The organism is Pseudoxanthomonas composti (assembly GCF_004122095.1).
GTDB lineage: Bacteria > Pseudomonadota > Gammaproteobacteria > Xanthomonadales > Xanthomonadaceae > Pseudoxanthomonas_A > Pseudoxanthomonas_A composti.
In genome coordinates, this window is sequence record NZ_SAWZ01000006.1 from 13,616 (window position 1) to 36,245 (window position 22,630).

Below are 22,630 nucleotides of genomic sequence, written 5' to 3' on the forward strand. Positions count from 1 at the left end.
CGCCTAAGGCTCTAAACTTTCCGTCTCCCTTTCCCCGACGCCCGGTCCCGCAGGAGTCCGATTCCCATGAAGTTCCGCTTTGCCCTTGCCGCGCTGGCCACCGCCGCGTTCGGTCTGGCCGTGGCCCAGACCCCGGCCCCCGCGCCGGCGGCCGATGCCCCGGCTGCGCCCGCCATCGAAGTTCCGCCGCCGCCCAAGCCGGTGGGGACGGCCTGGGTGCTGCTGGACTACGCCACCGGCCAGGTCCTGGCGGGCGAGAACTACGACCAGCGCGTGGAACCGGCCAGCATCACCAAGGTGATGACCTCCTACGTGATCGCCGCCGAGCAGAAGAACGGCAAGGTCAAGGCCGACGACCAGGTCATGATGAGCGAGCGCGCCTGGCGCGAGGGCGGTGCCGGTACCGACGGCAGCTACAGCGGTTTCCCGGTCAACAAGACCGCGCGCCTGGAAGACATGGAAAAAGGCATGGCGGTGCAGTCGGGCAACGACGCGGCCATCGCCCTGGCCGAGCACGTGGCCGGCAGCCAGGAGGCCTTCGCCTCGCTGATGAACAGCTACGCCCAGCGCATCGGCATGAAGGGCTCGCACTTCGCCAACGCCCATGGCCTGTCCGCGCCGGAGCACTACTCCACCGCGCACGACCTGGCGCTGCTGGGCCGCGCCTTCGTGCGCGACTACCCGGAGACCTACGCGTACAACAAGATCCGCGAGTTCACGGTCAACGGCATCACCCAGCCCAACCGCAACCTGCTGCTGTGGCGCGACCAGGCGGTGGACGGCATCAAGACCGGCCACCATTCCGGCGCCGGCTACTGCCTGATGAGCTCGGCCAAGCGCGGCGACCAGCGCCTGATCGCCGTGGTCATGGGCTCCACCTCGGAGAAGCAGCGCGCCGATGACAGCCTGGCCCTGCTCAACTGGGGCTTCCGCTTCTTCGAGACCCACAGCCTCTACGAGCCGGGCAAGGTCATCGCCCAGCAGAAGGTCTGGAAGGGCGCCACCCGCGAAGTGCAGCTGGGCGTGGCCCAGCCGATGCTGGTGAGCGTGCCGCGCGGCAAGTACGACCAGCTCAAGCCGACCATGGACGTGCCCAAGCAGCTGGTGGCGCCGATCACCAAGGGCCAGGCCATCGGCACGGTGAAGGTCACCCTGGACGGCAAGGTGGTGGCGCAGGCGCCGCTGGTGGCGATCAACGCGGTGGAAGAGGGTGGCTTCTTCCGCCGCCTGTGGGATGCCTTCTGGATGTGGTGGGAAGCCGAGTAAGCGCCCAGCGCAGCCAATCCCCCAGAAAACGCCGGCATCTGCCGGCGTTTTCGCATCCGCCCCGGGCGCGCTTGGGTTCGGCCGCCCCCGCCCCGATAATGGCGGCCATGGAAATCAAATCCGACAACCCCGAACACGGCTTCCAGTTTCCCGGCGTCTTCGAGCTCAGCGCCATGGGCACGGCCGGACGCGACCTGGAAAGCCTGCTGCCCGCGCTGCTGACCGGCGCGGGCGTGGAGGTCCTGGAAGAGCGCATCAGCTGGAAGCACTCCACCAACCGCAAGTACGTGTCCGTGCGCATCGCCTTCAAGGCCGAGAACCGCCAGCAGTACGACGCCGCCCATGAAGTCCTGCGCGGGCACCCCGAAGTGAAATGGACGCTGTAAGCGGCGAGAGCTGCGCCATCGCCACCGCCGTCGCCGATGCCACCGGCGGCCGCGCCGTGCTGCCGGCCCGGGTGCGCGACCTGGGGCGCCAGCCCTACGAGCCGGTGTGGCGGGCGATGCAGCGCTTCACTGATGCGCGCCAGGCCGAGACCGTCGATGAGCTGTGGCTGGTCGAGCACGACCCGGTGTTCACCCTGGGCCAGGCCGGCAAGCCCGAGCATGTGCTGGCACCGGGGGAGATCCCCGTCCTGCAGGTGGACCGCGGCGGCCAGGTGACCTATCACGGCCCCGGCCAGCTGGTGCTGTATCCGTTGCTGGACCTCAAGCGCCTGCAGATCGGCGTGCGCGACTACGTGTGCCACATCGAGCAGGCCATCATCGACACCTGCGCCGAGTGGAACATCCAGGCCGAGCGCAAGGACGGCGCCCCTGGCGTGTACGTGGCCGGCGCCAAGATCGGCGCGCTGGGCATCCGCGTGCGCCGCGGCTGCACCTTCCACGGCCTGAGTTTCAATATCGCCATGGACCTGGAGCCCTTCCACCGCATCAACCCCTGCGGCTACGAGGGCCTGCGCACGGTCGCGCTGAGCGACCTGGGCGGTCCTGCGTCCATGGACACGGTCAAGGCCGTGCTGCTGGAGAAGATCGCCACGCAGTTCGGCCTGGCGTTGTCGACTTCGGACGGGGCGCTGGCGCTGGCGTAAGCGCCTTCGATTCACCGCACTTCGCCACGATCAAGCCGCGCGAAAGACCTGTGGGAGCGGCTTCAGCCGCGAAGGGGATTTACCGGGAAAGGCCGCTTCGCGGCTGAAGCCGCTCTCGCACCGAAGCGGCTCCCACGCGATGCATTCGGGATTGCTTTAGCTTCCCGTAACCCGTGTCATGGCGGGGATATCCACGCCTGACAGGATCATGGAAGATGGCGGCGGCCCGCTGCGGCGGCCCCACCGGCCCGTCTCGCCCCGAGGTGGACCCACCACGACAAAGGAGCTGCGCGTGAGGACATTCGCTGTGTGCCGTGCCGGTGTATTCGCCCAGCGCGGCAGCGTCCTGCTCGGTGTCCTGATCGCGCTTGCCGCATGCAGCAAGCAATCGGCGGAAACCGCGGCCGCCGACGGCTTCGCCGCTGCCGCCCCTCCCTTGGCCGCGCCGGCCGGCACCTATCTGGCCTACGAGCACACCGCCACGGTCGAGCTGGACCAGGCCAAGTTGTCCGCGCGCATCGATGCGCTGCAGCAGGCCTGCCAGCGCGGCAGGTTTGGCGACTGCGCCGTTCTTAAGCTGTCGCGGCAGGGTGGGGAGCGAGCCTCGGCGAAGATCCAGGTCCGCCTGGCGCCCAAGGGCGTGGAACCCTTCATCGCCCTGGCAGGCCAGGATGGCGAGGTGGCCGAGCGCGAAAGCCATGCCGAAGACCTCGCCCAGCAGGTGGCCGATACCCGGCTCACGCAAGCGCGGCTGCAACGCGAGCACGCGCAGCTCACCGCTTACCAGCAGCGCAGCGACATGAAGGTGGCCGACCTGTTGGCGGTGTCCAAGCGTCTGGCCGAGATCGAAGCTGCGATGGAGCAGGCCGAGCGCGACGCGGCGCAGCAGCGGCGCCGCATCGATACGCAACGTGTCACCGTGCAACTGGAAACGTCCGCCAGCCAGCGTGGACGCAGCCAGATCGGGCAGGCGTGGGCGAACTTCGGCGAAACCCTCAGCGGCAGTGCGGCCTTCATGATCAGCGCCGTGGCGGCCCTGCTGCCGATCGTGGTGACCATGGGACTGCTGGTGTGGATCGTGAGCGCCCTCATGCGTTGGCGCCGTCGCAAGCGCTGACGTACAGGCCAGCGGCGTGGCCCCGGCTCTGGCGCACAGGCGCCGGCGCTAGTGTCCTTGCGCAGCGCGGTCGTGCTGGCGGCAACGCAACGGCGGTACGCAGCTTGCGCGCACGCCCGGCGGCTTGACCTCACCCTTGCATGGCTCGTGCACACTTGGCGCCCATGCATAGTCCCTCAGATCCCGGCGCGCGTGCACTGCAGCGACTTGCCGCGGCGCTTCCTTCATCGCAGGCCATGCTGGATTCGACGCCGGCGCGCCAGCGCATCGAACGCCTGGCACTGGCCAGCGATTTCGCCATCGACACCTGTGTGCGCCAGCCCGCGCTGTTGCCGGCCCTGCTGAGCGATGCCTCGGCGCCATGGCCTGCTCCGACCCTGCAGGACGGTGAGGCCTTCGAAGCCTGGCAGGCCAAGCTGCGTCGCTACCGTACGGCCGAATCCACCCGCCTGATCTGGCGCGATGTCATCGAGCAGGCGCCGGTGGAGGAGATCCTCGCCGGAACCACGGCCCTGGCCGAGACCTGTCTGCGCCTGGGCCTTGCGGCGCTGGAAGAGACCTTCGCCCAACGCCACGGCGTGGTGCGCGCCGGCGATGGCAGCGTGCAGCGGCTGGTGGTGTTCGGCCTGGGCAAGCTGGGCGGTGGCGAGCTGAATTTTTCCTCGGACATCGACCTGGTGTACGCCTATCCGCAATCGGGGCAGTCCGATGGCGCGCGTGCGCTGGCGGCCGAGGATTACTTCGCGCGGCTGGGCCAGCGCCTGGCGGTGTTGCTGGATGCGGTCACCGCCGATGGCTTCTGCCACCGCGTGGACCTGCGCCTGCGCCCGTTCGGCAGCGCCGGGCGCGTGGCGCTGTCCTTCGCCGCCATGGATCACTACTTCCAGCGCGAGGGCCGCGACTGGGAGCGCTACGCCTGGCTGAAGGCGCGTGCGGTGGCCGGCGACATCGCCGCCGGCGAGGCGTGGCTGGAGAGCCTGCGGCCATTCGTGTATCGGCGCTACCTGGATTTCACCGCGCTCGACGGCCTGCGCAGCATGAAGGCGGCCATCGCCGCGGAGGTGGCGCGGCGCGAGCTGTCCGAGGACATCAAGCGCGGCAGCGGCGGCATCCGCGAGATCGAATTCCTGGCCCAGGCCCTGCAGCTGGTGCACGGCGGGCGCGAGGCGGCGCTGCGCGAACGACGCCTGCTGCCGGCGCTGCGTAAGCTGGCCCAGGCGCGGCTGATCCAGGACGAGGATGCGCAGGCCCTGGCCCAGGCCTATGGCTTCCTGCGCAAGCTGGAGAACCGCCTGCAGATGATGGCCGATGCCCAGGTGCATGCGCCGCCGCCCGATGCGCAGCTGCGGTCACGCATGGCCCAGGGCCTGGATTACCCGGACTGGGAGGCGCTGCAGCGCGCGCTGGACGCGCACAAGCAGGTGGTCAACGACGAGTTCGTGCAGCTGCTGGCCCAGCGTGAGGAAGCGCCGCCGGCCGATGCGCTGGTGGCCTACTGGATGCAGCTGGCCGAAGGTGGCGACGCCGCGCCGCCGCAGGCCTCCGGATTCGACGATGCCCAGGGCATGCACGGGCTGCTGCGCGATTTCGCCCGCTCGCAGGGCGTGCGCGATCTGTCCGATGCCGCACGCGCGCGCCTGGACCGGGTCCTGCCGGCGTTGCTGCACGCGGCGGTGGATTCGGCGCAGCCCGATGCGGCCGCCCGGCGCGCGTTGGCCCTGCTCAAATCGGTGCTGCGCCGTGCCAGTTACCTGGCCTTGCTGGATGAAGCGCCCAGCGCGCTGGCGCGGCTGGTGGATGTGGTTTCGCGCAGCGCCTGGCTGGCCGAGCGCCTGACGCAGTATCCGCTGCTGCTGGATGAGCTGCTGGATGCGCGCATCGCAGGGCCCATGCCGACCCAGGCGGACATGGCGCGCGCCTGCCAAGCGGCGCTGGGAGAGGACGACCCGGAAATCGCCCTGCGCCAGCTCAACGAGACGCGGCTGGCGCTGAGCTTCCGCATCGCCCTGGCCACGCTGGACGCGCGGCAGCCTGCCGAGGACAGCGCGCGCCAGCTGGCCTGGCTGGCCGATGAGGTGGTCAAGGTGGTGCTGGCCCTGGCCCAGCGCGACCTGGAGCGCGCGCATGGCCGCATGCGCAAGGGGGGCTTTGCCATCATCGGCTACGGCAGCCTGGGCGGCCTGGAGCTGGGCTTCGGCTCGGACCTGGACCTGGTGTTCCTGTTCGACGCACCCGCCGGTGCGGCTTCCGACGGCGCGCGTGCGCTGGAGGCCGAGCGCTGGTACCCGCGGCTGGCGCAGAAGGTCATGGCCTTGCTGGGCACGGTGACCGCGGCCGGCCGCCTGTACGACATCGATGTGCGGCTGCGTCCGGAAGGCAGCCAGGGCGCGCTGGTGTCCTCGCTTGCCAGCTACCGCGACTACCAGGCCAAGCGCGCCTGGACCTGGGAGCACCAGGCACTGGTGCGCGCACGCGCGATCGCAGGCGATGCTGGCCTGTGCGCGCAGTTCCAGGCGCTGCGCGCGCAGGTGCTGGCCACGCCGCGCCAGGCCGACACGCTGCGCCAGGACGTGGTGCAGATGCGCGCACGCATGCGCGCCGAACTGGACCGCAGCGATGCGGCGCGCTTCGACCTCAAGCAGGGCGCCGGCGGCCTGGTGGACCTGGAATTCCTGCTGCAGTGGATGGTGCTGGCCCACGCCGACCAGCACCCGGCGCTGCTGGAGAGCACCAACACCGAAGCGCTGATCGCGACCGCACAGGCACAGTCGCTGGTGAGCACCGAGGCCGCCGCGTGCCTGGGTGCCGCGCACGCGGTGCTGCTGCAGGAGGGCCTGGCCTGCACGCTGGATCGCCGGCCACGGGTGGCCACGCGCAACGCCGCCATCGAGCAGGCGCGTGACGGCATCGGCGAGGTTGCGCGCCAGCAGGGGTTGCACTTCTCCCCGCAAGCCGGCTGAGCAAGTGGCCTGCCGGCCTCAGGCCAGCGTCGGCAGGCCCAGGCGCTGGTGCACCAGCGCCGCCACCCGCGCCGTTTCGCGCAGTGGCGTGACCGGCCATGCGGGTTGTTCCGGTGCGAAACGGCGGATGCGACTCAGCGCCATCAGCTGCTCCAGGAACTGTGCCGGGCGGCCGCCGACCCGCTCCGGTGCGAACACCTCCACCGGCACCTCGGTCGCGCAGGCCTCGGAGAGCATGTTCACCGAGTCCGGCGTGCAGACGATGCGCTCGGCCCAGCCCAGGAAGCCGGCGTAGGGGTTGGCGTCGGCACCGTCCCACCGTGCATGCGGCACCGCGCGCAGCCTCTCGGCGAGCAGTGCGCCGACCCCACCTGGGGTGCGGCGCGAAGTGGTGACCATCAGGCTGCCGCCTTGCCGCGCCACCGATGCCACCAGCGCGTCCAGCCAGTGAGCCAAGGCCTGGGTATCCATGGCGAAGTGCGCGCTGGGGCCGCCGATCAGCAACGCCGTGCGCGGCCCGGGCAGCTGTTGCAGGTGCGGGAAGGCGGCGCGGCCGTTGGCCAGCCAGGAAGCGTCGACCGGATGCAGGCTGCCGATCAGGGAGATCACGTTCTCCCCGCGCAGGCCATCGTGCTCGGGCGCGATGACCACATCCCAATGCCGGGGATCCACCCTGGGGTCCAGGATCTGCGCCACGCGCGCGCCGCGGCGGCGCAGCAGCCGCGTGGCCAGGGCGGCCTGGCGGCCACAGCCGATGGCCAACGCCGGTGGCCGCTGCAGCGCCTGCGCGAACGCGGCGCCAAAGGCCTGGGTCGATGCGGGCAGCAGGCGCGGGGCGGCCCAGCACCAGGGTGCGCGGCGCTGCAGGGTCCAGTGATGCTGCGGCGCGATGCCCAGGGCATGGGCCAGGGCCTGGGCCTGGCGCAGGTTGCCGGCGTGGCCGTCGTCCAGCAGCCAGGTTGGCAGACGCGGCCCGGTTGTTTCACGGATCAAAACAATCCGTTCCGGGCTGTCGGCGTGCTCCATGATGGGCGCAACACTACACTGCGCCTTCCGCGGCGGGTAGTTGCCGCCGCTTCGCTCATGGAATCTGGATGTCCGCACCCTTGGATGATGTTGCGCTGGACCAGCTGTTCCGCACCGCGCGCACGCACAACGCCTTCCTGCCCAAGCCGGTCGAGCCCGCGCAGCTGCATGCGCTCTACGACCTGCTCAAATGGGGCCCGACGGCCGCCAACGGCACCCCGGCGCGCTTCGTGTTCGTGACCTCGCCGCAGGCCAAGGCCAAGCTCAAGCCGGCCCTGTCGGAGAACAACGTGGACAAGACCATGTCCGCGCCGGTGACGGTGATCGTCGGCTTCGACCTGGATTTCCACGAGCAGCTGCCCAAGCTGTTCCCGCACACCGACGCCAAGGCCTGGTTCGAGGGCCCGCAGGAATCCCGCGCCGAGCCGGCCCTGCGCAATGGTTCGCTTCAGGGTGCCTACCTGATCCTGGCCGCGCGCGCGCTGGGGCTGGATGCCGGGCCGATGTCCGGCTTCGACGCGGCCAAGGTGGATGCGGCGTTCTTCGCCGGCACCTCGGTCAAGTCCAACTTCCTGGTCAACCTGGGCTATGGCGATCCGCAAGGCCTGTTCCCCCGTCTGCCGCGCCTGAGCTTCGAGGAAGCGGCGCGGATCGAGTAAGCGCTTCACGCAGCTGTTGCTGTCCGCTGTCCCACCCAACCACTACACGGAGTCGCCTTCCATGCGTACCACCCAGAAACTGCTGCTTCCGCTGGCGCTGACCCTGGCCATTGCCGCCTGCTCCAAGCCGGCCGAAGAGACCCAGCCGGCCGCTGCCGCCGAGACCCCGGCCGCCGCCGCACCGGCCGCCGAAGCGCCCGCCACCGAGGCCGCCCCGGCCGCCACCGCGGTCCAGGCCGCCTCCGGCACCTACGTGCTGGATCCGTCGCACACCGACGTGCTGGCCCAGTGGAGCCACTTCGGCTTCTCCAATCCCAGCGCGCACTTCGGCAATGTCGAGGGCAAGCTGGTGTACGACGCGGCCGACGTGACCAAGTCCAGCGTCGAGGTGACCCTGCCGCTGAGCGGCCTGAACAGCTTCACCGCCAAGTTCGATGAGCACCTCAAGAGCGCCGACTTCTTCGACGCGGCCAAGTTCCCCACCGCCACCTTCAAGAGCACCAAGGTCGAGTCGGCCGGCACCAACAAGCTGACCGTCACTGGCGATCTGACCATCAAGGACCAGACCAAGCCGGTCACCCTGGATGTCACGCTGAACAACGGTGGCGACCACCCGATGAAGAAGGTGCCGGCGATCGGTTTCGATGCCACCACCACGCTCAAGCGCAGCGACTTCGGCGTGGGCGCCTACGCCCCGAACGTCAGCGACGAGGTCAAGGTCCGCATCACCACCGAAGGCACGATTCCGGCGGCGGAAGGCGCTGCCGAAGCGGCCAAGTAAGCCAGCGATACACCCGCCGCCGCGTGGCCAATCGGCACGCGTGCGGCGCGGCAGATGTGTCTCGTCGAGGGCCGGCCCCGCCTGCGTGCGGTGCCGGCCCTTTTCCATCGCTGTCCTCGCCATCGAGATGGCGCGCCCTCAGCACAGCGCCGTAGGGTGGATGACGCTTTTTTCATCCACCATCGCCCTGGACCGGATGAAGTGGGCGCGGCGATCTGCCAATCTCCGCCGCGGGTCTGCCTGATGGCTGGCACGGCTGCTCAAGTGAACCGCGGAACAGCCTGGTAGGGTTTTTGGGCGACCCAGCCGCCGCGAGCGACTTGGTGGACAAGCTTCGCGTTGTCCACCCGACGCGCTGCGGCCACGGGCGACTGGACAGCTGCCCTCCTGAAGCTGAAAGGCCCAACGCCGCAATCCTTCGCTTGGCTGGTGAGGACCTTCTCGTTGATATTTGCCCACCGCTGCTAAACTCGCCGCCTTCACGCCTACGACCGCCCACGCCATGAGCCAGACCGCCGCGCCCGCCAATGCCGAGAAGCGCTACACCGTCCAGCGCGCCGACCTGCCGCTGAGCTGCCCGCTGCCGTCGATGGCGCTGTGGAACTCGCATCCGCGCGTGTACCTGCCGATCGAGAGCGAGCCCAACCACGAGGCCCAGTGCCCGTACTGCGGCTCGCACTTCGTGCTGCAGGACTGATCGCCGGCGCGTCCCGCGCCGCTGCCGATGCGCCCCCTGACCATCGTCCAGCTGTTGCCGGCCCTGGAATCCGGCGGCGTGGAGCGCTCCACCCTTGAAATCGCCCAGGCGCTGGTCCAGGCCGGCCATACCGCGGTCGTGGTCTCCGCCGGTGGCCGGCTGGTGCCGCAGCTGGAGCGCGCCGGCGCGCGCCACGTCCAACTGGACATCGGCCGCAAGTCGCCGATGACCCTGCTGCGGATCGGCGCCCTGGCGCGGCTGCTGCGCGAGGTCGGCGCTGACATCGTGCATGCGCGCTCGCGGCTGCCGGCCTGGATCGGTCGACTGGCCCTGGCCCGGCTGCCCGCCGCGACGCGGCCGCGCTGGGTCACCACCGTGCACGGCCTCAACACGCCCGGCCGCTACAGCGCGGTGATGGCCAGCGGCGAGCGGGTGATCTGCGTGTCCGAGACCGTGCGCGCCTTCGTCGCCACGCACTATCCGAAGGTGCCACAGGCGCGCCTGCGGGTGATCCCCCGCGGGCTGGACCCGGCGAGCTTCCCGTACCGCCCCTGGCCGGATGCGGCAGCACGTAGCGCGGTCGCCGCGCGTCATCCCGGACTGGCTAGCGACGGTCCGCTGCTGCTGCTGCCCGGGCGCGGCACCCGGCTCAAGGGCCATGCCGATGCCATCCAGCTGCTGGCCGATCTGCGCGGGCAGGAGGTGCCGGCGCGGCTGTGGATGCCCGGCATCGTCCAGCCCGGGCGCGAGGCCTACCTGGCCGAACTGCAGCAGCAGGCGCAGGCGCTCGGGGTGGCCCAGGCCATGGTCTGCAGCCCGGCCACTGCGGACATGGCCCAGGCCTACGCCGCCAGCGATCTGGTCCTGCAGCTCTCACGCAAGCCCGAATCCTTCGGCCGCACGGTGATCGAGGCCTTGTCCTGCGGGCGCCATGTCGTGGGCTGGGCCCATGGCGGGGTGGGGGAACTGCTGGCCGAGCTGCAACCGGCCGGCGCCGTGCCGGCCTTCGACCGCGCCGCCCTGCTGGCCGCCACGCGCCAGCTGCTCACCGCGGCCGCGCCGGCGCCGGGTACGATGCCCTTCACCCTGCAGGCCATGCAGGACGCCACCTTGTCCCTCTATCAGGAACTTGCCGATGAGCGCCGCTGAGGCGTCCTTGTCCTCGCGCACGGCTGCGCTGCCGGTCACCGGCTGGCGCTGGGCGCCGGCCTTCGTGCTGGCCTTCGTCGCGCTGTGGCCGATGCCGGGCTATGCCGAGGCCGTGCTGGCGCTGGGCGCGCTGGCCGGTCTGGGGCGCGTGCTGGTGGTGCGCATGCGTGGGCAGGGGCGGCTGCTCAGCGGCCCGGCCTGGGCCCTGAGCAGCGCGCTGTTCGCCGCGTACTGGGCGCCGGAGCTGCTGTCCGCGCCCGGCGCGGTGGACGTGGGCCGGGCGCTGGGCGAGTCGGCTGCGGACCTGCGCTACCTGCCGTTCCTGTGGCTGGTCGCCGCGGCGGTGGCCACGCCCACGGGCCGTCAGCGCACCTTCGATGGCCTGGCGATCATCGTCGCGGCCTGGACTCTGGATGCGCTGGTGCAGATCGCCACCGGCATCAGCCCGCTGTTCTGGTCGCTGGACCAGCTCAAGTGGCAGTTCAGTGGCCACGGCATGTGCGCGATGGAGGACATCGCCGCGGGCGACCGGCTCAGCGGCGTGCTGGGTCCGTGCAATGCCAAGCTCGGCCTGGTGATGGCCAGCATGTCGCCGTTCCTGCTGATTGCCGCTGCGCGCCGCTTCGGTGTTGCCGGCTGGCTGCTGGCCACGGCCGCGGTCGGGCTGGTGGTGCTGATGGGAGGGGCTCGTGCCGGTTGGATCACCTTCGCCCTGGTGGCGGCGGTCACCGGCTGGCAGCTGCTGGGCGTGCGGCGCCTGGCGTTGATCGCCTTGCTCGGCGTGTTCGCCGCCGCCGGCGCCGCGGCGCTGTCGCCGCAGCTGCAGCAGCGTCTGCAGCGCACCGCCGCGGCGATGTCGGGCGATGAGGCCGGGGTGGACAATGCGCTGTCCGGGCGCGCGCGCATCTGGCAGGCGGCTGGCTGCATGGTGGCCAGTTCGCCGATCAATGGCATCGGCGTGCGCGGCTTCCGCGAGGCCTTCCCGGCCTGCGATCCGGCCCCGCAAAGCGCGCCGGCCTGGGGCCAGGGCCCGGCCTTGCACGCGCATCAGCTGGTGCTGGAGATCCTCAGCGAGACCGGCGTGCTCGGGCTGCTGCTGTGGTGCGCGGGCGCCGCCCTGGCGATCCGCGCCTGGCGCTACGCCGAGCCGGCAGCGCGCGCGCAGGCGCGGCCGGCGATGCTGGCGCTGGCGGTGACCGTGTTCCCGCTCAACACCCACCTGGCGTTCTATTCCACATTCTGGGGCGGGGTGACGCTGCTGCTGGCGGCGCTGTACGTGGGCAGCCTGCTCGGCACGGGCGATGGCCAGGGCTGAGCCGCATTGCCCGCTGCTGGTGCCGGTGGTATGGCTGGGCCAGCTCATCGCCCGGCTGCCGCAGCCGATGCTGCTGGCGCTGGGCGCGGCGCTGACCTGGCTGGCCTGGCCTTGGCTGGGGCGTCGGCGCCGGGTGGCCGCGCGCAACCTGCAGGCGTGCTTCCCGGAGCTGGACACCGCGGCGCGCAAGCGCCTGCTCGCGCGCAACCTGCAGGCCACCGTGACCGGGGCGCTGGAGTTGCTGCGCGCCTGGTACGCGCCCATGCGCCGCCTGCGCGGGCTGTCCACGCTGGAGGGTGGCGAGCACCTGCAGGCGGCGCTGGCGCAGGGTCGGGGCGTGCTGCTGCTGGGCGGGCATTACGTGCAGACCGAACTGGCCGCCCGCCTGCTGTCCCTCCACCTGCAACACCCGCTGGAGGTCATGGCGCGCCGCTACAACAACCGCTGCATCGAAGCGATGGTCGATGCCGCCCGCCACCGCGTCTTTGCCGGGGTCATCGCCAAGAAGGACGTGCGCGGGCTGCTGCGCGCGCTCAATCGTGGCGCGGTGGTGGCCTACCTGGCCGACCAGAACTTCAACTACCAGCATGCCTTCGTGCCGTTCTTCGGCATCCCCGCCGCGACCCTGACCACCACGCCGGAGCTGGCGCGTCGCGGCAACGCGATGGTGATCCCGATCTTCTTCCATCGCCGCGACGATGGCGGCTACCACATCCGCCTGACCGCCACCTGGGACGGCTGGCCCAGCGGCGATGCCAGCGCCGATGCGGCGCGCTACATGGCCGAGCTGGAGGCCTTCGTGCGCCAGCACCCGGAGCAGTACCTGTGGGTCCATCGGCGCTTCAAGACACGCCCGCCAGCCGAGACCGAGCCGTTCTATCGTTGAGCTCCTGGCGCGGCCGCCGTAGGCTGGTCCGTGGACATGCGGAACAGGCGCCGCCAAAAGCCCGAGGTAGGGTGGATGACGCCCCACCATCCACCATCCACCAGTTGGCGCGGGCGCGCTCGGCAAGCGCCGCCATGCAGCATGGACGATCGCCTGAAGAGGGCGATGCGTCGCCTGATGCAGGTGGACAAGCTTCGCGTTGTCCACCCTACGTTTGCAGGAACACCCAAATCTCAATGCCCCGAGTAGGGTGGATGACGCTCCACCATCCACCATCACGAGATGCAGCGAGATCGCATCGAGCGCGTCCGCCCGCGTGCGCCTGGACGAGCTGGGCGTTGGGCGCAGCGACTCACGCTTGAGCGATGCATCGCCTGGTCCGTGGTGGACAAGCTTCGCGTTGTCCACCCTACGTTGCAGGAACACCCAACTCGCAATGCTTCGCCGGGCATCGCCCGCCGCCGCGCTCACTCGTACAGCGCGCCCTGGCCGTCGGGCTGGCGCTTGAAGCGCCGGTGCAGCCACAGGTACTGCGAAGGCACCGCGCGCACCATGGCCTCGATCGCCCCGATCACCCGCGCGGTATCGGCGGTGGCGTCCTTGGACGGGAAATCGGCGAAGGGCGGCGACAGCCGCAGCGTGTAGCCGCCATCGGCGCGTCGCTCGTGGGCGAAGGCGATCACCGCCGCGCCCGACAGCCGCGCCAGCTGGTGGGTGGAAGTCAGGCTGTAGGCCGGATGCCCGAAGAAGGGCACGAATACGCTCTCGCCGCGACGGGTGTCCTGGTCCGGCGCGAACCACAGCAGGCCGCCCTGCTTGAGGTGCTTGAGCGCCGGGCGCAGCTCGTCGCGGGTGAACATCGCCTGGGCATAGCGCAGGCGCCCGCGCTTGACCGCCCACTCCATCGCGCCGGTGTCGTGCGGCCGGTACATGCCGGCCAGCGGCGCGTAGTCGCACATCAGCCGGGCGGAGATCTCCAGCGTGGTGAAGTGGCCGGAGATGACGATCACGCCCTTGCCCGGCTTCAGCGCTGCTTCCAGGTGTTCCAGGCCCTCGACCTTCAGGCCCTTGCGCATGGGCTCCACCGAGCCCCACCAGGCGCGGGCGAACTCGAACAGGCCGATGCCGAAGGCGCGGAAGTTCTCGCGCAGCAGGGCCTGGCGCTGCAGCGGGCTCATCTCGGGGAAACACAGCTCCAGGTTGCGCGCGGCCACCTTGTAGCGGCTGGGCAGCAGGACCGCCAGCAGACGCCCCACGCCCGCGCCCAGCCAGCGCTGCAGGCGCCAGGGCAGGCGCGCGGCCAGTGCGGCCGCGCCCACGCCCAGCCACACCCCCCATTGGCTGGGCGCCAGCGGCGCAGGTCCTGGGTCGCGCGGGGAGGGGTCCGGTCGTGCTTCAGCCATGCTGGCCATTGTAGCGGGCGCCTCCTGCGCCGCGACCGGGCCGGGTATCCTTCCGCCGATGAGGAAGGACTTCACCGAGCGCCTGCTGCGCGGCCTGTATTCGGCACTGCTGTACGCGCTGCTGCCGGTGACGCTGTACCACCTGATCTGGCGCGGCTTCCGCTCGCGCGAGTACTTCCAGCGCTGGAACGAGCGCTATGCCTCCTACGAGGGCCGCCCGCGCCCGGTGGACGTGTGGGTGCACGCGGTCTCGGTGGGCGAGGTCAATGCCGCCGCGCCGGTGGTCAACGCCCTGCGCAAGCGCCACCCGCACCTGAAGCTGCTGGTCACCACCATCACCCCCACCGGGTCCGAGCGCGTGCGCGCGCTGTGGGGCGAGGCGGTCGAGCACGTCTACGTGCCCTACGACATCCCCGGCGCGGTGCGGCGTTTCCTGCACCAGCACCGGCCGGCGGTGGGCCTGGTGATGGAGACCGAGCTGTGGCCCAACCTGCTGTTCGGCTGCCGCGATGCCGGCGTGCCGGTGTACATCCTCAACGCGCGCCTGTCGGCGCGTTCGCTCAAGGGCTATCGGGTGATGTCGGCGCTGATCCGCCGCGTGCTCGGGGTGGTGCGCAAGGTCGGCGCGCAGTCGCACGATGATGGCGAGCGCTTCATCCAACTCGGTGCCTGTCGCGAGCAGGTGGTGGACACCGGCAACCTGAAGTTCGACATCGCCGTACCGGACAAGACCCAGGCCATTCGCGCGGCCTTCCACGCCCACCAGCCCGAGCGCCCGGTGTGGATCGCCGCCAGCACCCACGAGGACGAAGAAGCCGCGGTGATCGAGGCCCACCGCGCCCTGCGTCGACGCTGGCCGGACCTGCTGCTGCTGTGGGCGCCGCGCCATCCCGAGCGCTTCGGGCGCGCGGCCGAGCTGGCGCGCGAGGCCGGCTTCCACGTCGGCAGCCGCCGTGCCGATACCTGGCCTGCCGCGGGCGATGACGTCTTCGTGCTGGACACGCTGGGCGAGCTGATGGCCTTCTACGGCTGCGCCGACGTGGCCTTCGTCGGCGGCAGCCTGCAGGCCATCGGCGGGCACAACCTGCTGGAGCCGGCGGCGGTGGGCACGGCCACGGTGACCGGCCCGCACCTGCACAACTTCACCGAGATCGCGCGGCGGCTGCAGGAGGCCGGGGCGCTGGACATCTGCGCCGATGCCCAGGAGCTGATCACCCTGCTGGAGCGCCTGCTGGCCGATACCCAGCGGCGCATGGCCATGGTGAAGGCCGGCTGCGCGCTGGTCGAAGCCGGGCGTGGCGCGCTGGAGAAGACCCTGGCGATGGTGGCCCCGGACCTGCCCCAGTAATCGACCGCCGGCTCGGCCTGAAGGCCTGGCCGGGTCAGTGCGTGCGCCCGCGCGACATGCCCAGCTCGATCAGGCGTTCACGCATGGCGTGGGCATCGTTGGCGCTCGGCGACAGGTGTAGGTAGCGCGACAGGTCTGCGCGCGCGCCCTTGTGGTAGTCCAGCTTGAGGTACGCCAGGCCGCGGTCGCGCGTGGCCTCGGGCTGGTCCGGGATCAGCTTCAGGACCCGGTCGGCGCTACGCGCGGCGCGGTCCCATTCCCCGCGTTCGGCATAGACACCATGCAGGTTGCGCAGCATGCGCACCAGGATGGCGCGGTTGGATGCCGGGTCCAGGATCTGCAGCAGGGCGTTGTCGTCGGGCACATCCCCGCCCAGGTGCGGGCGGGCGCGTTCGCGCAGTTCGTCGGCGCCCAGCGGGCGACCGCCGTTGAACGGATCCATCACCAGCAGGCCATCGTCCACCGGTAGCCGCACCAGGAAGTGGCCCGGGAAGGAGACCCCGTCCAGCGGCACGCCCAGGCGATGGGCCACCTCGATCTGCACCAGCGCCAGCGAGATCGGATTGCCCAGCCGTCGTTCGAAGACCTCGTTGAGATAGCTGTTGCGCGGGTCGTAGTACTCGTCGTGGTTGCCGCTGTAACCGAGCTCCTCGAACAGGTGGCGGTTGATCGCCGCCATCTTCAGCGGCCAGGGCGTGATGCTGTCCACCTCGTGCCGCAGATGCTCGGCGTGGCTCTGCACCAGCGTGTCGTAGAGATCCGCGTCCAGCTGCGGATACTCGTCGCGTGCGATCAACAGCGCCGTGCCCAGCAGCGGCAAGGTCTCATCGCCATGCGATGACAGCGCGTTCCAGTCCGGCAATGTCAGATGTTCCCCCATGCCTTCTATATTCGGCAGCGCGGGCGAAACATCAAGACCGCTCGTCCGTTATTTGGCCCGTTGGATGTCAGGCGACAGCAGCAGCACCGCGCCGTCCTGGACGCCGATCTCCGCCGCCTTGCCGGCGTTCAGTTCCAGCACGTATTGCGCCGGCGCCCGGCTGGGGTAGGAGGGGCAGGCATCGCCGGCCGAACAGGGCGGCACGTTGCGGCGCTGGGCGATGAGCTTGAGGTCGCGGTCGAAGTACAGGATGTCCAGCGGGAGGTGGGTGTTCTTCATCCAGTACGCCAGCGGCTGCTGGGTCGGGTGGATGAACAACATGCCGTGGTCGGCGTCCATCGCATCGCGGAACATCAGCCCACGCGCGCGTTCGCCCTCCTCGTCGGCGATCTCCACCTGGTAGCGGTGGCCGGCCAGCTCCACCCAGTGGCCGCCGCGGGCGCAGGCGCCCAGGCACAACAGCAGGATGATCGATGCGAAACGCGACAGCGGCATGCAACAACGCTCGGCGAGTGTGCGTGCTTTGTCGCAGCCCCGGCCATGGGCGTCAAGGGTGGGGCCACCGTCGCGCGCGCGCTCAGTCCAGCGGCAGGCTTGCCTGTGCGGCGGTGTCCAGCGTCTGCCGGACTTGCGAGAACGACAGCAGCGCGTCCATGCCGGCGTGCTTGTGCTTCCAGTCCCAGAACACCGACTCGCCCACCAGCGCATACGCCCATTGCCGGTCATCGCGCGCGGCCGGGGCCAGTGCGTTGATCCGCTCGCACCAGGCCACGGCCGCCCTGAGCTTGCGCTGCACGTTGGGATGGCCCAGCTGTCCCTGCGCCTTGGTTTCGACCAGATAAATCGTCTCGGCGGTGCGCACGAAGAAGTCCGGGATGTAGAAGCCGGGCAGGCCGTCTTCGCGCACATAGCGCAGGCGGGCGAAATCGTGACGGTGCTCGCTGATCTTGCAGAAGGCCAGCACGCTGGCATCGCGCTGCGCCCACTCGATGAAGGCCCGTTCCAGTCCGCCGCTGCGCGAGGGCCAGCCCTGGTGGGTGTAGATGCATTTGCCGACTTCCATCGACGCGCTTGCGCGCACCGGGATGCGTTCGACCTCGGACAGGCGGCGATGGCGTACCTCGACTTCGCCGACCAGACCGCGTTGCTCGGCACGCACCAAGGCCAGGCCGAACACCTTGACGATGTGATCGATCACCGGCTGCAGCAGCAACAGCCGCCAGCCTTCGTGCGCGAAGGGCTCGAAAGGCTCGCCGAACAGGCGCTCGCGGATGTAGTCGTCCAGCGCGCCGGCCAGGGCGACCGTGCCGACCTGCAGATAAGGCGTGGGCATGCGCTCGGCGATGCGGTTGCCGCCGGGAAGCGGGTGGCTCAGCGCCTGGCCGATGCGCCGGGTCAGGCGCGAGAGCAACTCGTTGTAGCCGCCGACCTGCATCGGCATCCCGTCCACGCGGTAATCGCCGAACAGGGTGCTGCTCTGCAGGTCCTGGGACACGAAGGTCTCGCCCTTGCCCAGCAGCGCTTCCAGCTGCGCGCGCCCCATCTGCGTGAACGGGGCCAGCGCCTGCACCGGGATCGGCGCGTGCTCCACCGTCTCCTCGGCATCGCGCAGGATGAAGGGCAGGGCGAAATCGTAGCGGGCGTGGTCCTGGCGCAGGCCGGCCTGCAGCAGGTCGCCGATGCTGCTGGCGCCGTCCGGATCGGTGAGCGTCCCTGCAAGGCCGTCGGCCAGCAGGTCGTCGTAGAAGCGCTCGAAGGCCGGATGCTCGACGATGGACAGCACGTCGATCAGGTTGCCCGGCTCCTGGCCGCGGTCGATACGCTCGCGGTTCTCGCGCTTGAGGTCGGCGAACTCGGGCTCGCGCCACATCAGGCGCAGTCCACGCCCGACGGTCTGCTCCAGCAGGATCTGCGCCTGGCTGGAGCGCAGCGGCACGATCACGCAGATGTTGTTGACGTCGAAGCCCTCGCGCAGCATCAGCACGCTGACGATCACCCGTGGCTGGGCGTGCCGGTCCAGCTCGAACAGGCGCTGCCGCAGCGGCGCCCAGTCCTTTTCGCCCAGCTCGGCCTTCCTGCCCGAATCCACGCTCAGCACGTCCTGCGCGTGCAGGCCTTCGTCCTGCAGGAAGGCGACGACAAGCGGGCTGACGGCGGTGTCCTCGCAGACCACCAGCATCTTGGGGCGGCGCAGCGGGTCGAGCGTGGCGAACTCGGCTTCGAGCTTGCGCAGCTTCTGCAGGCCGGCACGCAGCATCACCCGCTGCCCTTCGGCCAGGACCGGCTGGCCGGTCTCGTCGCGTTCGGCCTTGAACTCCAGCGGCAGGGCGCCCAGTTCCTTGCGCTTGTCCAGCACCAGCGACTTCACCAGGCCGGCACGCATGGCCTTGCGCAGGTCGAAATCCACCACGATGTGCGGGAACCACACCTTGTCCTTGCCGCCGCCGCGCTCGTTGTAGGGCGTGGCCGAGAAGTCGACCTGCACGAAGCCGCGCCCCTTGCCCTGGGCGATGCGACTGAGGCTCTTCTGCCATTCCACCTCGTCCGCTTCGCCCTCGCGCTTGAGCGCGTGGATGTGATGGGCCTCGTCGTTGAAGACCATCAACTCGGACAGCCCGGACAGGAACGACAGGACGTTGCCGCGGGTCCAGCGTCGGTCCAGCACGTCCAGGCTGTTGCCCGTCGTGCGGCCCGGCGCCAACGGCAGCGCCGCGTTGGCGACCATATGCGCCTCGGCGCGCATGCCGCCGGTGGCAGTCTGGTCGTCCTCATCCTGCGCCAGCGCCTGCTCGCCGGCCTCGGACAGCAGGTGCCAGTTGGTGATGGCGATCAGGCCGTTGCCGGTGGCCTTCAGGCCGATCTCTGTCTTGGTGCAGACGTTGCCCCGCACGAACTGGGCAAAGCGCTCGCGCCAGGCCGGCGGGACGAACAGCTCGGCATGGGCGGCCACGTCGGAGCTGGAAAAATCGCGGCTGCCGTCCGCGCGCAGCTTGCCCAGGAAGGCATCGAGGAGGCGCTCGTAGACGATCAGGCCCGGGGCGACTACCAGGAAGTGGCGGGTAAAGCGTGGATCCTGCCGGCCTTCTTCCAGCGCCGCGGTGCGGTTGAGCATCTGCCACGCCATCAGCGCCTGCAGCACCCAGGTCTTGCCGGTGCCGGTAGCCATCTTCAGGCAGTACTTGGGGTGGGCGTGCCTGGGCTGGTTGAGCTCGGTCAGCAGCGCGCAGCGGTCTTCCAGCAGTGCCTCGGGGCAGGCCTTGTCGTAGAGGTCGGCCAAACTGTGTGCATCCAGCACCTCGTGGGCGACGATGGTGTTGAGGATGGCCTGGCGCTGGCCCGCGTGGAAGTTGAACGTGCGGCTGCTGATCGCCTCGTGCGAAAACCACCAGCGGAGCAGGACCGCGGTGGTCGGCGTGACCAGCTCCAGCAGCTCGGCATCGACGCTGTCCAGGCCCAGTGAGAGTTGATTGGTGCGGGCGGTCAGCGCGCCGGCCAACGGAAGCAGGCCCTCGGGGTTCGAACTCATGCCGTCGGCTCCGGCACGTCCTGCACCACTTCCGACTCGAAGCCGAACACATCCACCGCGCGCACGCAGACCCGGCGCGCGCCGCTGCGCGCCGGCACGTCGAAGCGGGCCTGGGCGATCACGCGCAGCGGGTCGCCGTCGCTGTCGGTGTTGCCGCGATAGTCCTGCCAGACCGAGCGGAACACCTGGCCGTCGTAGTCCGGATCCACCGCCCAGTACTCGATCATCGCCAGCGGCTCGGCGGCCAGCACCTTGTGCAGGCGCAGGCGATGGTCTTCGTCCAGGTTGATCGCCTCGGGCGAGAGCAGCACGTAGTTGTCCAGCGTCACAGTCAGCCGCTCGCCATGGGCGGTGGGCGCGCGTTGGCTTGGCTTGAGGGTGAGGTACTGCAGGCTGGAAAAGCGCACCTGGCCGCGCAGCTTCTCGATGCCGCCCTTCTTGCGCAGGCGGTCCAGCAGGTCCGGCGGAATCACCAGCACTTCCAGGTTCGGGTCCTTCAGCGCCGCCAGGCTCTGGCCAATGGATGGCTCGAAGTTCCAGCCCAGCACCACCACCCGATCCCAGCCGCCCATCAGGTGGTCGCGCTGGGCGATCGCCCTGCGCAGCGTGGCATCACCGGTCAGCTTGTTCGGCGAGTCGGCCAGCACCAGGGTCTTGCGGCCACCGAAGCCGATCTGGCCCAGGTTACGCAGCGGATTTTCCTCGGCCGGAAGCGGCTGCGCGCCGTACAGGGACAGCACGATCTCCGACAGGTCGCCGATGCGGAAGCTGCGGCCCAGGTGGGACTTGGCGGCCTCGACCTGGTAGTCGCCGATGGCCTGGTAGAGGAAGGGCCTGGCGCCCTGGTCGATCAGGCGCTTGCGCATGATCATGCAGGCCGGCTTGCCCAGGTCCGAGGTGATCCAGCGGCGGCCCAGCTTTTCGGCCACGGCCGCGGTGGTGCCGCTGCCGCCAAACAGGTCCAGCACGAGATCGCCGGGATTGGTCGCCATCTCGATGATCCGGCGCAGCAGGTCCTCGGACTTCTGCGTGTCGTAGTAGAGCTTCTCCGGGTCGGTGGGGCTGGTGATCTTCTTCACGTCGGGCCACCAGTCGTTGATGGGCGTGCCTTCGGTTCGAAGCTGGGCATCGGCGCCCTTGACCGCGGTGCGCCCCCTTTGCAGGGTGCCTTCCGAATAGGGGCGGTACTGGGTGTTGAAGGTCCAGTGGGCGCCCTTGGAGTACCAGAAGATCGTGTCGTGCTTGCGCGGCATCTCCTGGCGCGGCACGCCGCCGCCGCTGTAGCAGTAGGCGATCTCGTTGCGGAACTGCGGCTTGCCCAGGACCTCGTCCAGCGCGATCTTCACGTAGTGGCTGACGTGGCCATCCAGGTGCACGTAGATCGAGCCGGTGTCCGCCAGCAGCTCGCGCATCAGCACCAGCCGCGGCACGATCATCCGCAGGTAGGAGGCGGTGCCATCGGACCAGGTGTCCGAGTAGGCGAACTGCTCGATCACCGTCGGGCGCTGTTCCAGCTCGACACCGGGCAGGGTGATGCGGGTGCGGTAATCGGCCTTGGAGTCGAACGGCGGATCGATGTAGATCAGGTCCACCGCGCCCCGCAGCGAAGGCGTGTCGGCATCGCCGGCCAGCAGGGCCGCCATCGCCAGCAGGTTGTCGCCGTAGATCAGGCGGTTGCACCACCCCTGCGTGCCGGTGGCGGCCGCCTGCAGGGCGTCCTGGCGCTGCACCTGGGCGATCCAGTCAGCCGCGGCGGCATCCCTGGCGGGCAGCACCCATTCCCGGGTCTGCAGGCGCACGCGGTGGCGGCGCTCCAGCCCTTCCAGGATGCGCTCGGCCGCCTGTCGTCCCTCGCTGACGATCCTGGGCAGTTCTTCCAGCAGCGAGCGCGCCATCCAGGCTCCATCAATCATTGATTGATGAAAGGATAAAGCATTAATTGACAGTCGTGACGACCGCCCGCCCTACCGTGGCGGCATGAAGAAAGAGCAGGCCGAGTTCGGGGAACGATTGCGCAAGGCCTTGCGCGATGCCGGACTGGGCGAGGGCAGCAAGGAGCTGGCCGATCTGGTGTCCTCCTACGGCGGCGAGGCGGTCACGCCGCAAGCCGTGCACAACTGGATCCGTGGCAAGGCCATGCCCAAGCCGCAGAACGTGCGCGCCCTGGCCAAGGCCCTGAAGCTGGAAGCGGGTCAGCTGTATGGCGAGACCCGGCGCGCCGGGCGGGTGGCCGAGGAGCGCCTGGGCTGGACGACCAATGCGCGCGACCAGCATGCCATCGACGCCTACCTGGCCTTGCCGGCCGAGCGCCGGAAGGTGGTGCGTGAGTTGATCGACCTGCTGGCAGAGCCGGGCCGCTAGCCCGATCTGCGGGATGGCCGTCACGAGCGGCTTTGAGCCTGGTCTCCCTGCGCTCGCAGCTGCGGGAGCGACTTGGGGGAGCGGCTTCAGCCGCGATGAGGCTTAACCGATAAGGCCTCTTCGCGGCTGAAGCCGCTCCCACACAAGCTTGCACCGGCCCGCGCTT

General features: G+C 69.9%; 19 protein-coding genes. 13 read left to right on the top strand and 6 right to left on the bottom strand.

The window, feature by feature from the left end; genetic code table 11:
* The first annotated feature begins 66 nt into the window (after positions 1-66).
* The 5 genes from EPA99_RS12075 (at position 67) to glnE (ending at position 6,433) form a co-directional block, all read left to right on the top strand.
* Entirely contained in the window at positions 67-1,266 is a 1,200-nt protein-coding gene (locus EPA99_RS12075) for a D-alanyl-D-alanine carboxypeptidase family protein (RefSeq protein WP_129471489.1), read from the top strand.
* Positions 1,267-1,373: 107 nt separating this feature from the next.
* On the top strand, positions 1,374-1,652 hold the full coding sequence (locus EPA99_RS12080; protein ID WP_129471490.1) for a DUF493 family protein: 279 nt from the start codon (positions 1,374-1,376) through the stop codon (positions 1,650-1,652).
* On the top strand, positions 1,640-2,356 hold the full coding sequence (gene lipB, locus EPA99_RS12085; protein WP_129471491.1) for a lipoyl(octanoyl) transferase LipB: 717 nt from the start codon (positions 1,640-1,642) through the stop codon (positions 2,354-2,356). Before EPA99_RS12080 ends, lipB begins: the two co-directional genes overlap by 13 nt.
* Positions 2,357-2,648: 292 nt before the next feature.
* A complete protein-coding gene (locus EPA99_RS12090; RefSeq protein WP_241688374.1) occupies positions 2,649-3,473 on the top strand; it encodes a DUF4349 domain-containing protein in 825 nt (274 codons plus the stop codon).
* Positions 3,474-3,613: 140 nt separating this feature from the next.
* Positions 3,614-6,433: a bifunctional [glutamate--ammonia ligase]-adenylyl-L-tyrosine phosphorylase/[glutamate--ammonia-ligase] adenylyltransferase gene (glnE, locus tag EPA99_RS12095; RefSeq protein WP_241688375.1), complete on the top strand. Its 2,820-nt coding sequence runs from the start codon at positions 3,614-3,616 to the stop codon at positions 6,431-6,433.
* A gap of 18 nt (positions 6,434-6,451) precedes the next feature.
* Here glnE and EPA99_RS12100 read toward each other — a convergent pair whose 3' ends face one another.
* On the bottom strand, positions 6,452-7,459 hold the full coding sequence (locus EPA99_RS12100; protein ID WP_129471494.1) for a mitochondrial fission ELM1 family protein: 1,008 nt from the start codon (positions 7,457-7,459) through the stop codon (positions 6,452-6,454).
* 68 nt (positions 7,460-7,527) lie between these two features.
* Here EPA99_RS12100 and EPA99_RS12105 point away from each other — a divergent pair, with 68 nt between their 5' ends.
* The 6 genes from EPA99_RS12105 to EPA99_RS12130 all read left to right on the top strand — a co-directional run bounded on the left by EPA99_RS12105 (position 7,528) and on the right by EPA99_RS12130 (position 12,946).
* Positions 7,528-8,118: a malonic semialdehyde reductase gene (locus tag EPA99_RS12105; RefSeq protein WP_129471495.1), complete on the top strand. Its 591-nt coding sequence runs from the start codon at positions 7,528-7,530 to the stop codon at positions 8,116-8,118.
* Positions 8,119-8,179: 61 nt separating this feature from the next.
* A complete protein-coding gene (locus EPA99_RS12110; RefSeq protein ID WP_129471496.1) occupies positions 8,180-8,899 on the top strand; it encodes a YceI family protein in 720 nt (239 codons plus the stop codon).
* A gap of 502 nt (positions 8,900-9,401) precedes the next feature.
* Positions 9,402-9,596 carry a zinc-finger domain-containing protein gene (locus tag EPA99_RS12115; RefSeq protein WP_129471497.1) on the top strand — a complete coding sequence of 65 codons (195 nt, stop codon included), beginning with the start codon at positions 9,402-9,404 and terminating at the stop codon, positions 9,594-9,596.
* 27 nt (positions 9,597-9,623) lie between these two features.
* Positions 9,624-10,745, top strand: a complete 1,122-nt coding sequence (locus EPA99_RS12120) for a glycosyltransferase (protein ID WP_129471498.1) — start codon at positions 9,624-9,626, stop codon at positions 10,743-10,745.
* The gene (locus tag EPA99_RS12125; RefSeq protein ID WP_425479201.1) at positions 10,726-12,060 is read left to right on the top strand and encodes an O-antigen ligase family protein; all 1,335 of its coding nucleotides are present in this window, start codon (positions 10,726-10,728) and stop codon (positions 12,058-12,060) included. The genes EPA99_RS12120 and EPA99_RS12125 overlap by 20 nt, the downstream gene beginning before the upstream one ends.
* Positions 12,047-12,946: a lysophospholipid acyltransferase family protein gene (locus tag EPA99_RS12130; RefSeq protein WP_129471500.1), complete on the top strand. Its 900-nt coding sequence runs from the start codon at positions 12,047-12,049 to the stop codon at positions 12,944-12,946. The genes EPA99_RS12125 and EPA99_RS12130 overlap by 14 nt, the downstream gene beginning before the upstream one ends.
* A gap of 467 nt (positions 12,947-13,413) precedes the next feature.
* Here the strand turns inward: EPA99_RS12130 and lpxL are convergent, their stop codons facing one another.
* Positions 13,414-14,349: an LpxL/LpxP family Kdo(2)-lipid IV(A) lauroyl/palmitoleoyl acyltransferase gene (lpxL, locus tag EPA99_RS12135; RefSeq protein ID WP_129471501.1), complete on the bottom strand. Its 936-nt coding sequence runs from the start codon at positions 14,347-14,349 to the stop codon at positions 13,414-13,416.
* 58 nt (positions 14,350-14,407) lie between these two features.
* On the opposite strand from lpxL, the gene waaA reads away from it, so the two are divergent.
* The gene (gene waaA, locus EPA99_RS12140; RefSeq protein ID WP_129471502.1) at positions 14,408-15,697 is read left to right on the top strand and encodes a lipid IV(A) 3-deoxy-D-manno-octulosonic acid transferase; all 1,290 of its coding nucleotides are present in this window, start codon (positions 14,408-14,410) and stop codon (positions 15,695-15,697) included.
* A gap of 34 nt (positions 15,698-15,731) precedes the next feature.
* On the opposite strand, the gene EPA99_RS12145 is transcribed toward waaA, so the two are convergent.
* The 4 genes from EPA99_RS12145 to EPA99_RS12160 form a co-directional block, all read right to left on the bottom strand.
* Positions 15,732-16,577 (bottom strand): SirB1 family protein, encoded by an 846-nt coding sequence (locus EPA99_RS12145; protein WP_129471503.1) that lies wholly within the window; start codon positions 16,575-16,577, stop codon positions 15,732-15,734.
* A gap of 48 nt (positions 16,578-16,625) precedes the next feature.
* On the bottom strand, positions 16,626-17,072 hold the full coding sequence (locus EPA99_RS12150) for a DUF192 domain-containing protein (RefSeq protein ID WP_129471504.1): 447 nt from the start codon (positions 17,070-17,072) through the stop codon (positions 16,626-16,628).
* Between the two features lie 82 nt (positions 17,073-17,154).
* Positions 17,155-20,103, bottom strand: a complete 2,949-nt coding sequence (locus tag EPA99_RS12155; RefSeq protein WP_129471505.1) for a DEAD/DEAH box helicase — start codon at positions 20,101-20,103, stop codon at positions 17,155-17,157.
* Positions 20,100-21,998: a DNA methyltransferase gene (locus tag EPA99_RS12160; protein ID WP_129471506.1), complete on the bottom strand. Its 1,899-nt coding sequence runs from the start codon at positions 21,996-21,998 to the stop codon at positions 20,100-20,102. The genes EPA99_RS12155 and EPA99_RS12160 overlap by 4 nt, the downstream gene beginning before the upstream one ends.
* 82 nt (positions 21,999-22,080) lie before the next feature.
* Between EPA99_RS12160 and EPA99_RS12165 the strand changes: the two genes are divergently transcribed.
* On the top strand, positions 22,081-22,464 hold the full coding sequence (locus EPA99_RS12165; RefSeq protein ID WP_129471507.1) for a helix-turn-helix domain-containing protein: 384 nt from the start codon (positions 22,081-22,083) through the stop codon (positions 22,462-22,464).
* Positions 22,465-22,630: the final 166 nt, after the last annotated feature.

Coding starts and splice junctions, on each gene's coding strand:
- EPA99_RS12100 (WP_129471494.1), bottom strand. CDS start 7,459: ATGGAGCACGCCGACAGCCCGGAACGGATTGTTTTGATCCGTGAAACA.
- EPA99_RS12160 (WP_129471506.1), bottom strand. CDS start 21,998: ATGGCGCGCTCGCTGCTGGAAGAACTGCCCAGGATCGTCAGCGAGGGA.
- EPA99_RS12165 (WP_129471507.1), top strand. CDS start 22,081: ATGAAGAAAGAGCAGGCCGAGTTCGGGGAACGATTGCGCAAGGCCTTG.
- waaA (WP_129471502.1), top strand. CDS start 14,408: ATGAGGAAGGACTTCACCGAGCGCCTGCTGCGCGGCCTGTATTCGGCA.
- EPA99_RS12105 (WP_129471495.1), top strand. CDS start 7,528: ATGTCCGCACCCTTGGATGATGTTGCGCTGGACCAGCTGTTCCGCACC.
- EPA99_RS12155 (WP_129471505.1), bottom strand. CDS start 20,103: ATGAGTTCGAACCCCGAGGGCCTGCTTCCGTTGGCCGGCGCGCTGACC.
- EPA99_RS12115 (WP_129471497.1), top strand. CDS start 9,402: ATGAGCCAGACCGCCGCGCCCGCCAATGCCGAGAAGCGCTACACCGTC.
- EPA99_RS12110 (WP_129471496.1), top strand. CDS start 8,180: ATGCGTACCACCCAGAAACTGCTGCTTCCGCTGGCGCTGACCCTGGCC.
- lpxL (WP_129471501.1), bottom strand. CDS start 14,349: ATGGCTGAAGCACGACCGGACCCCTCCCCGCGCGACCCAGGACCTGCG.
- EPA99_RS12150 (WP_129471504.1), bottom strand. CDS start 17,072: ATGCCGCTGTCGCGTTTCGCATCGATCATCCTGCTGTTGTGCCTGGGC.
- EPA99_RS12120 (WP_129471498.1), top strand. CDS start 9,624: ATGCGCCCCCTGACCATCGTCCAGCTGTTGCCGGCCCTGGAATCCGGC.
- EPA99_RS12130 (WP_129471500.1), top strand. CDS start 12,047: ATGGCCAGGGCTGAGCCGCATTGCCCGCTGCTGGTGCCGGTGGTATGG.
- glnE (WP_241688375.1), top strand. CDS start 3,614: ATGGCTCGTGCACACTTGGCGCCCATGCATAGTCCCTCAGATCCCGGC.
- EPA99_RS12075 (WP_129471489.1), top strand. CDS start 67: ATGAAGTTCCGCTTTGCCCTTGCCGCGCTGGCCACCGCCGCGTTCGGT.
- EPA99_RS12080 (WP_129471490.1), top strand. CDS start 1,374: ATGGAAATCAAATCCGACAACCCCGAACACGGCTTCCAGTTTCCCGGC.
- lipB (WP_129471491.1), top strand. CDS start 1,640: ATGGACGCTGTAAGCGGCGAGAGCTGCGCCATCGCCACCGCCGTCGCC.
- EPA99_RS12145 (WP_129471503.1), bottom strand. CDS start 16,577: ATGGGGGAACATCTGACATTGCCGGACTGGAACGCGCTGTCATCGCAT.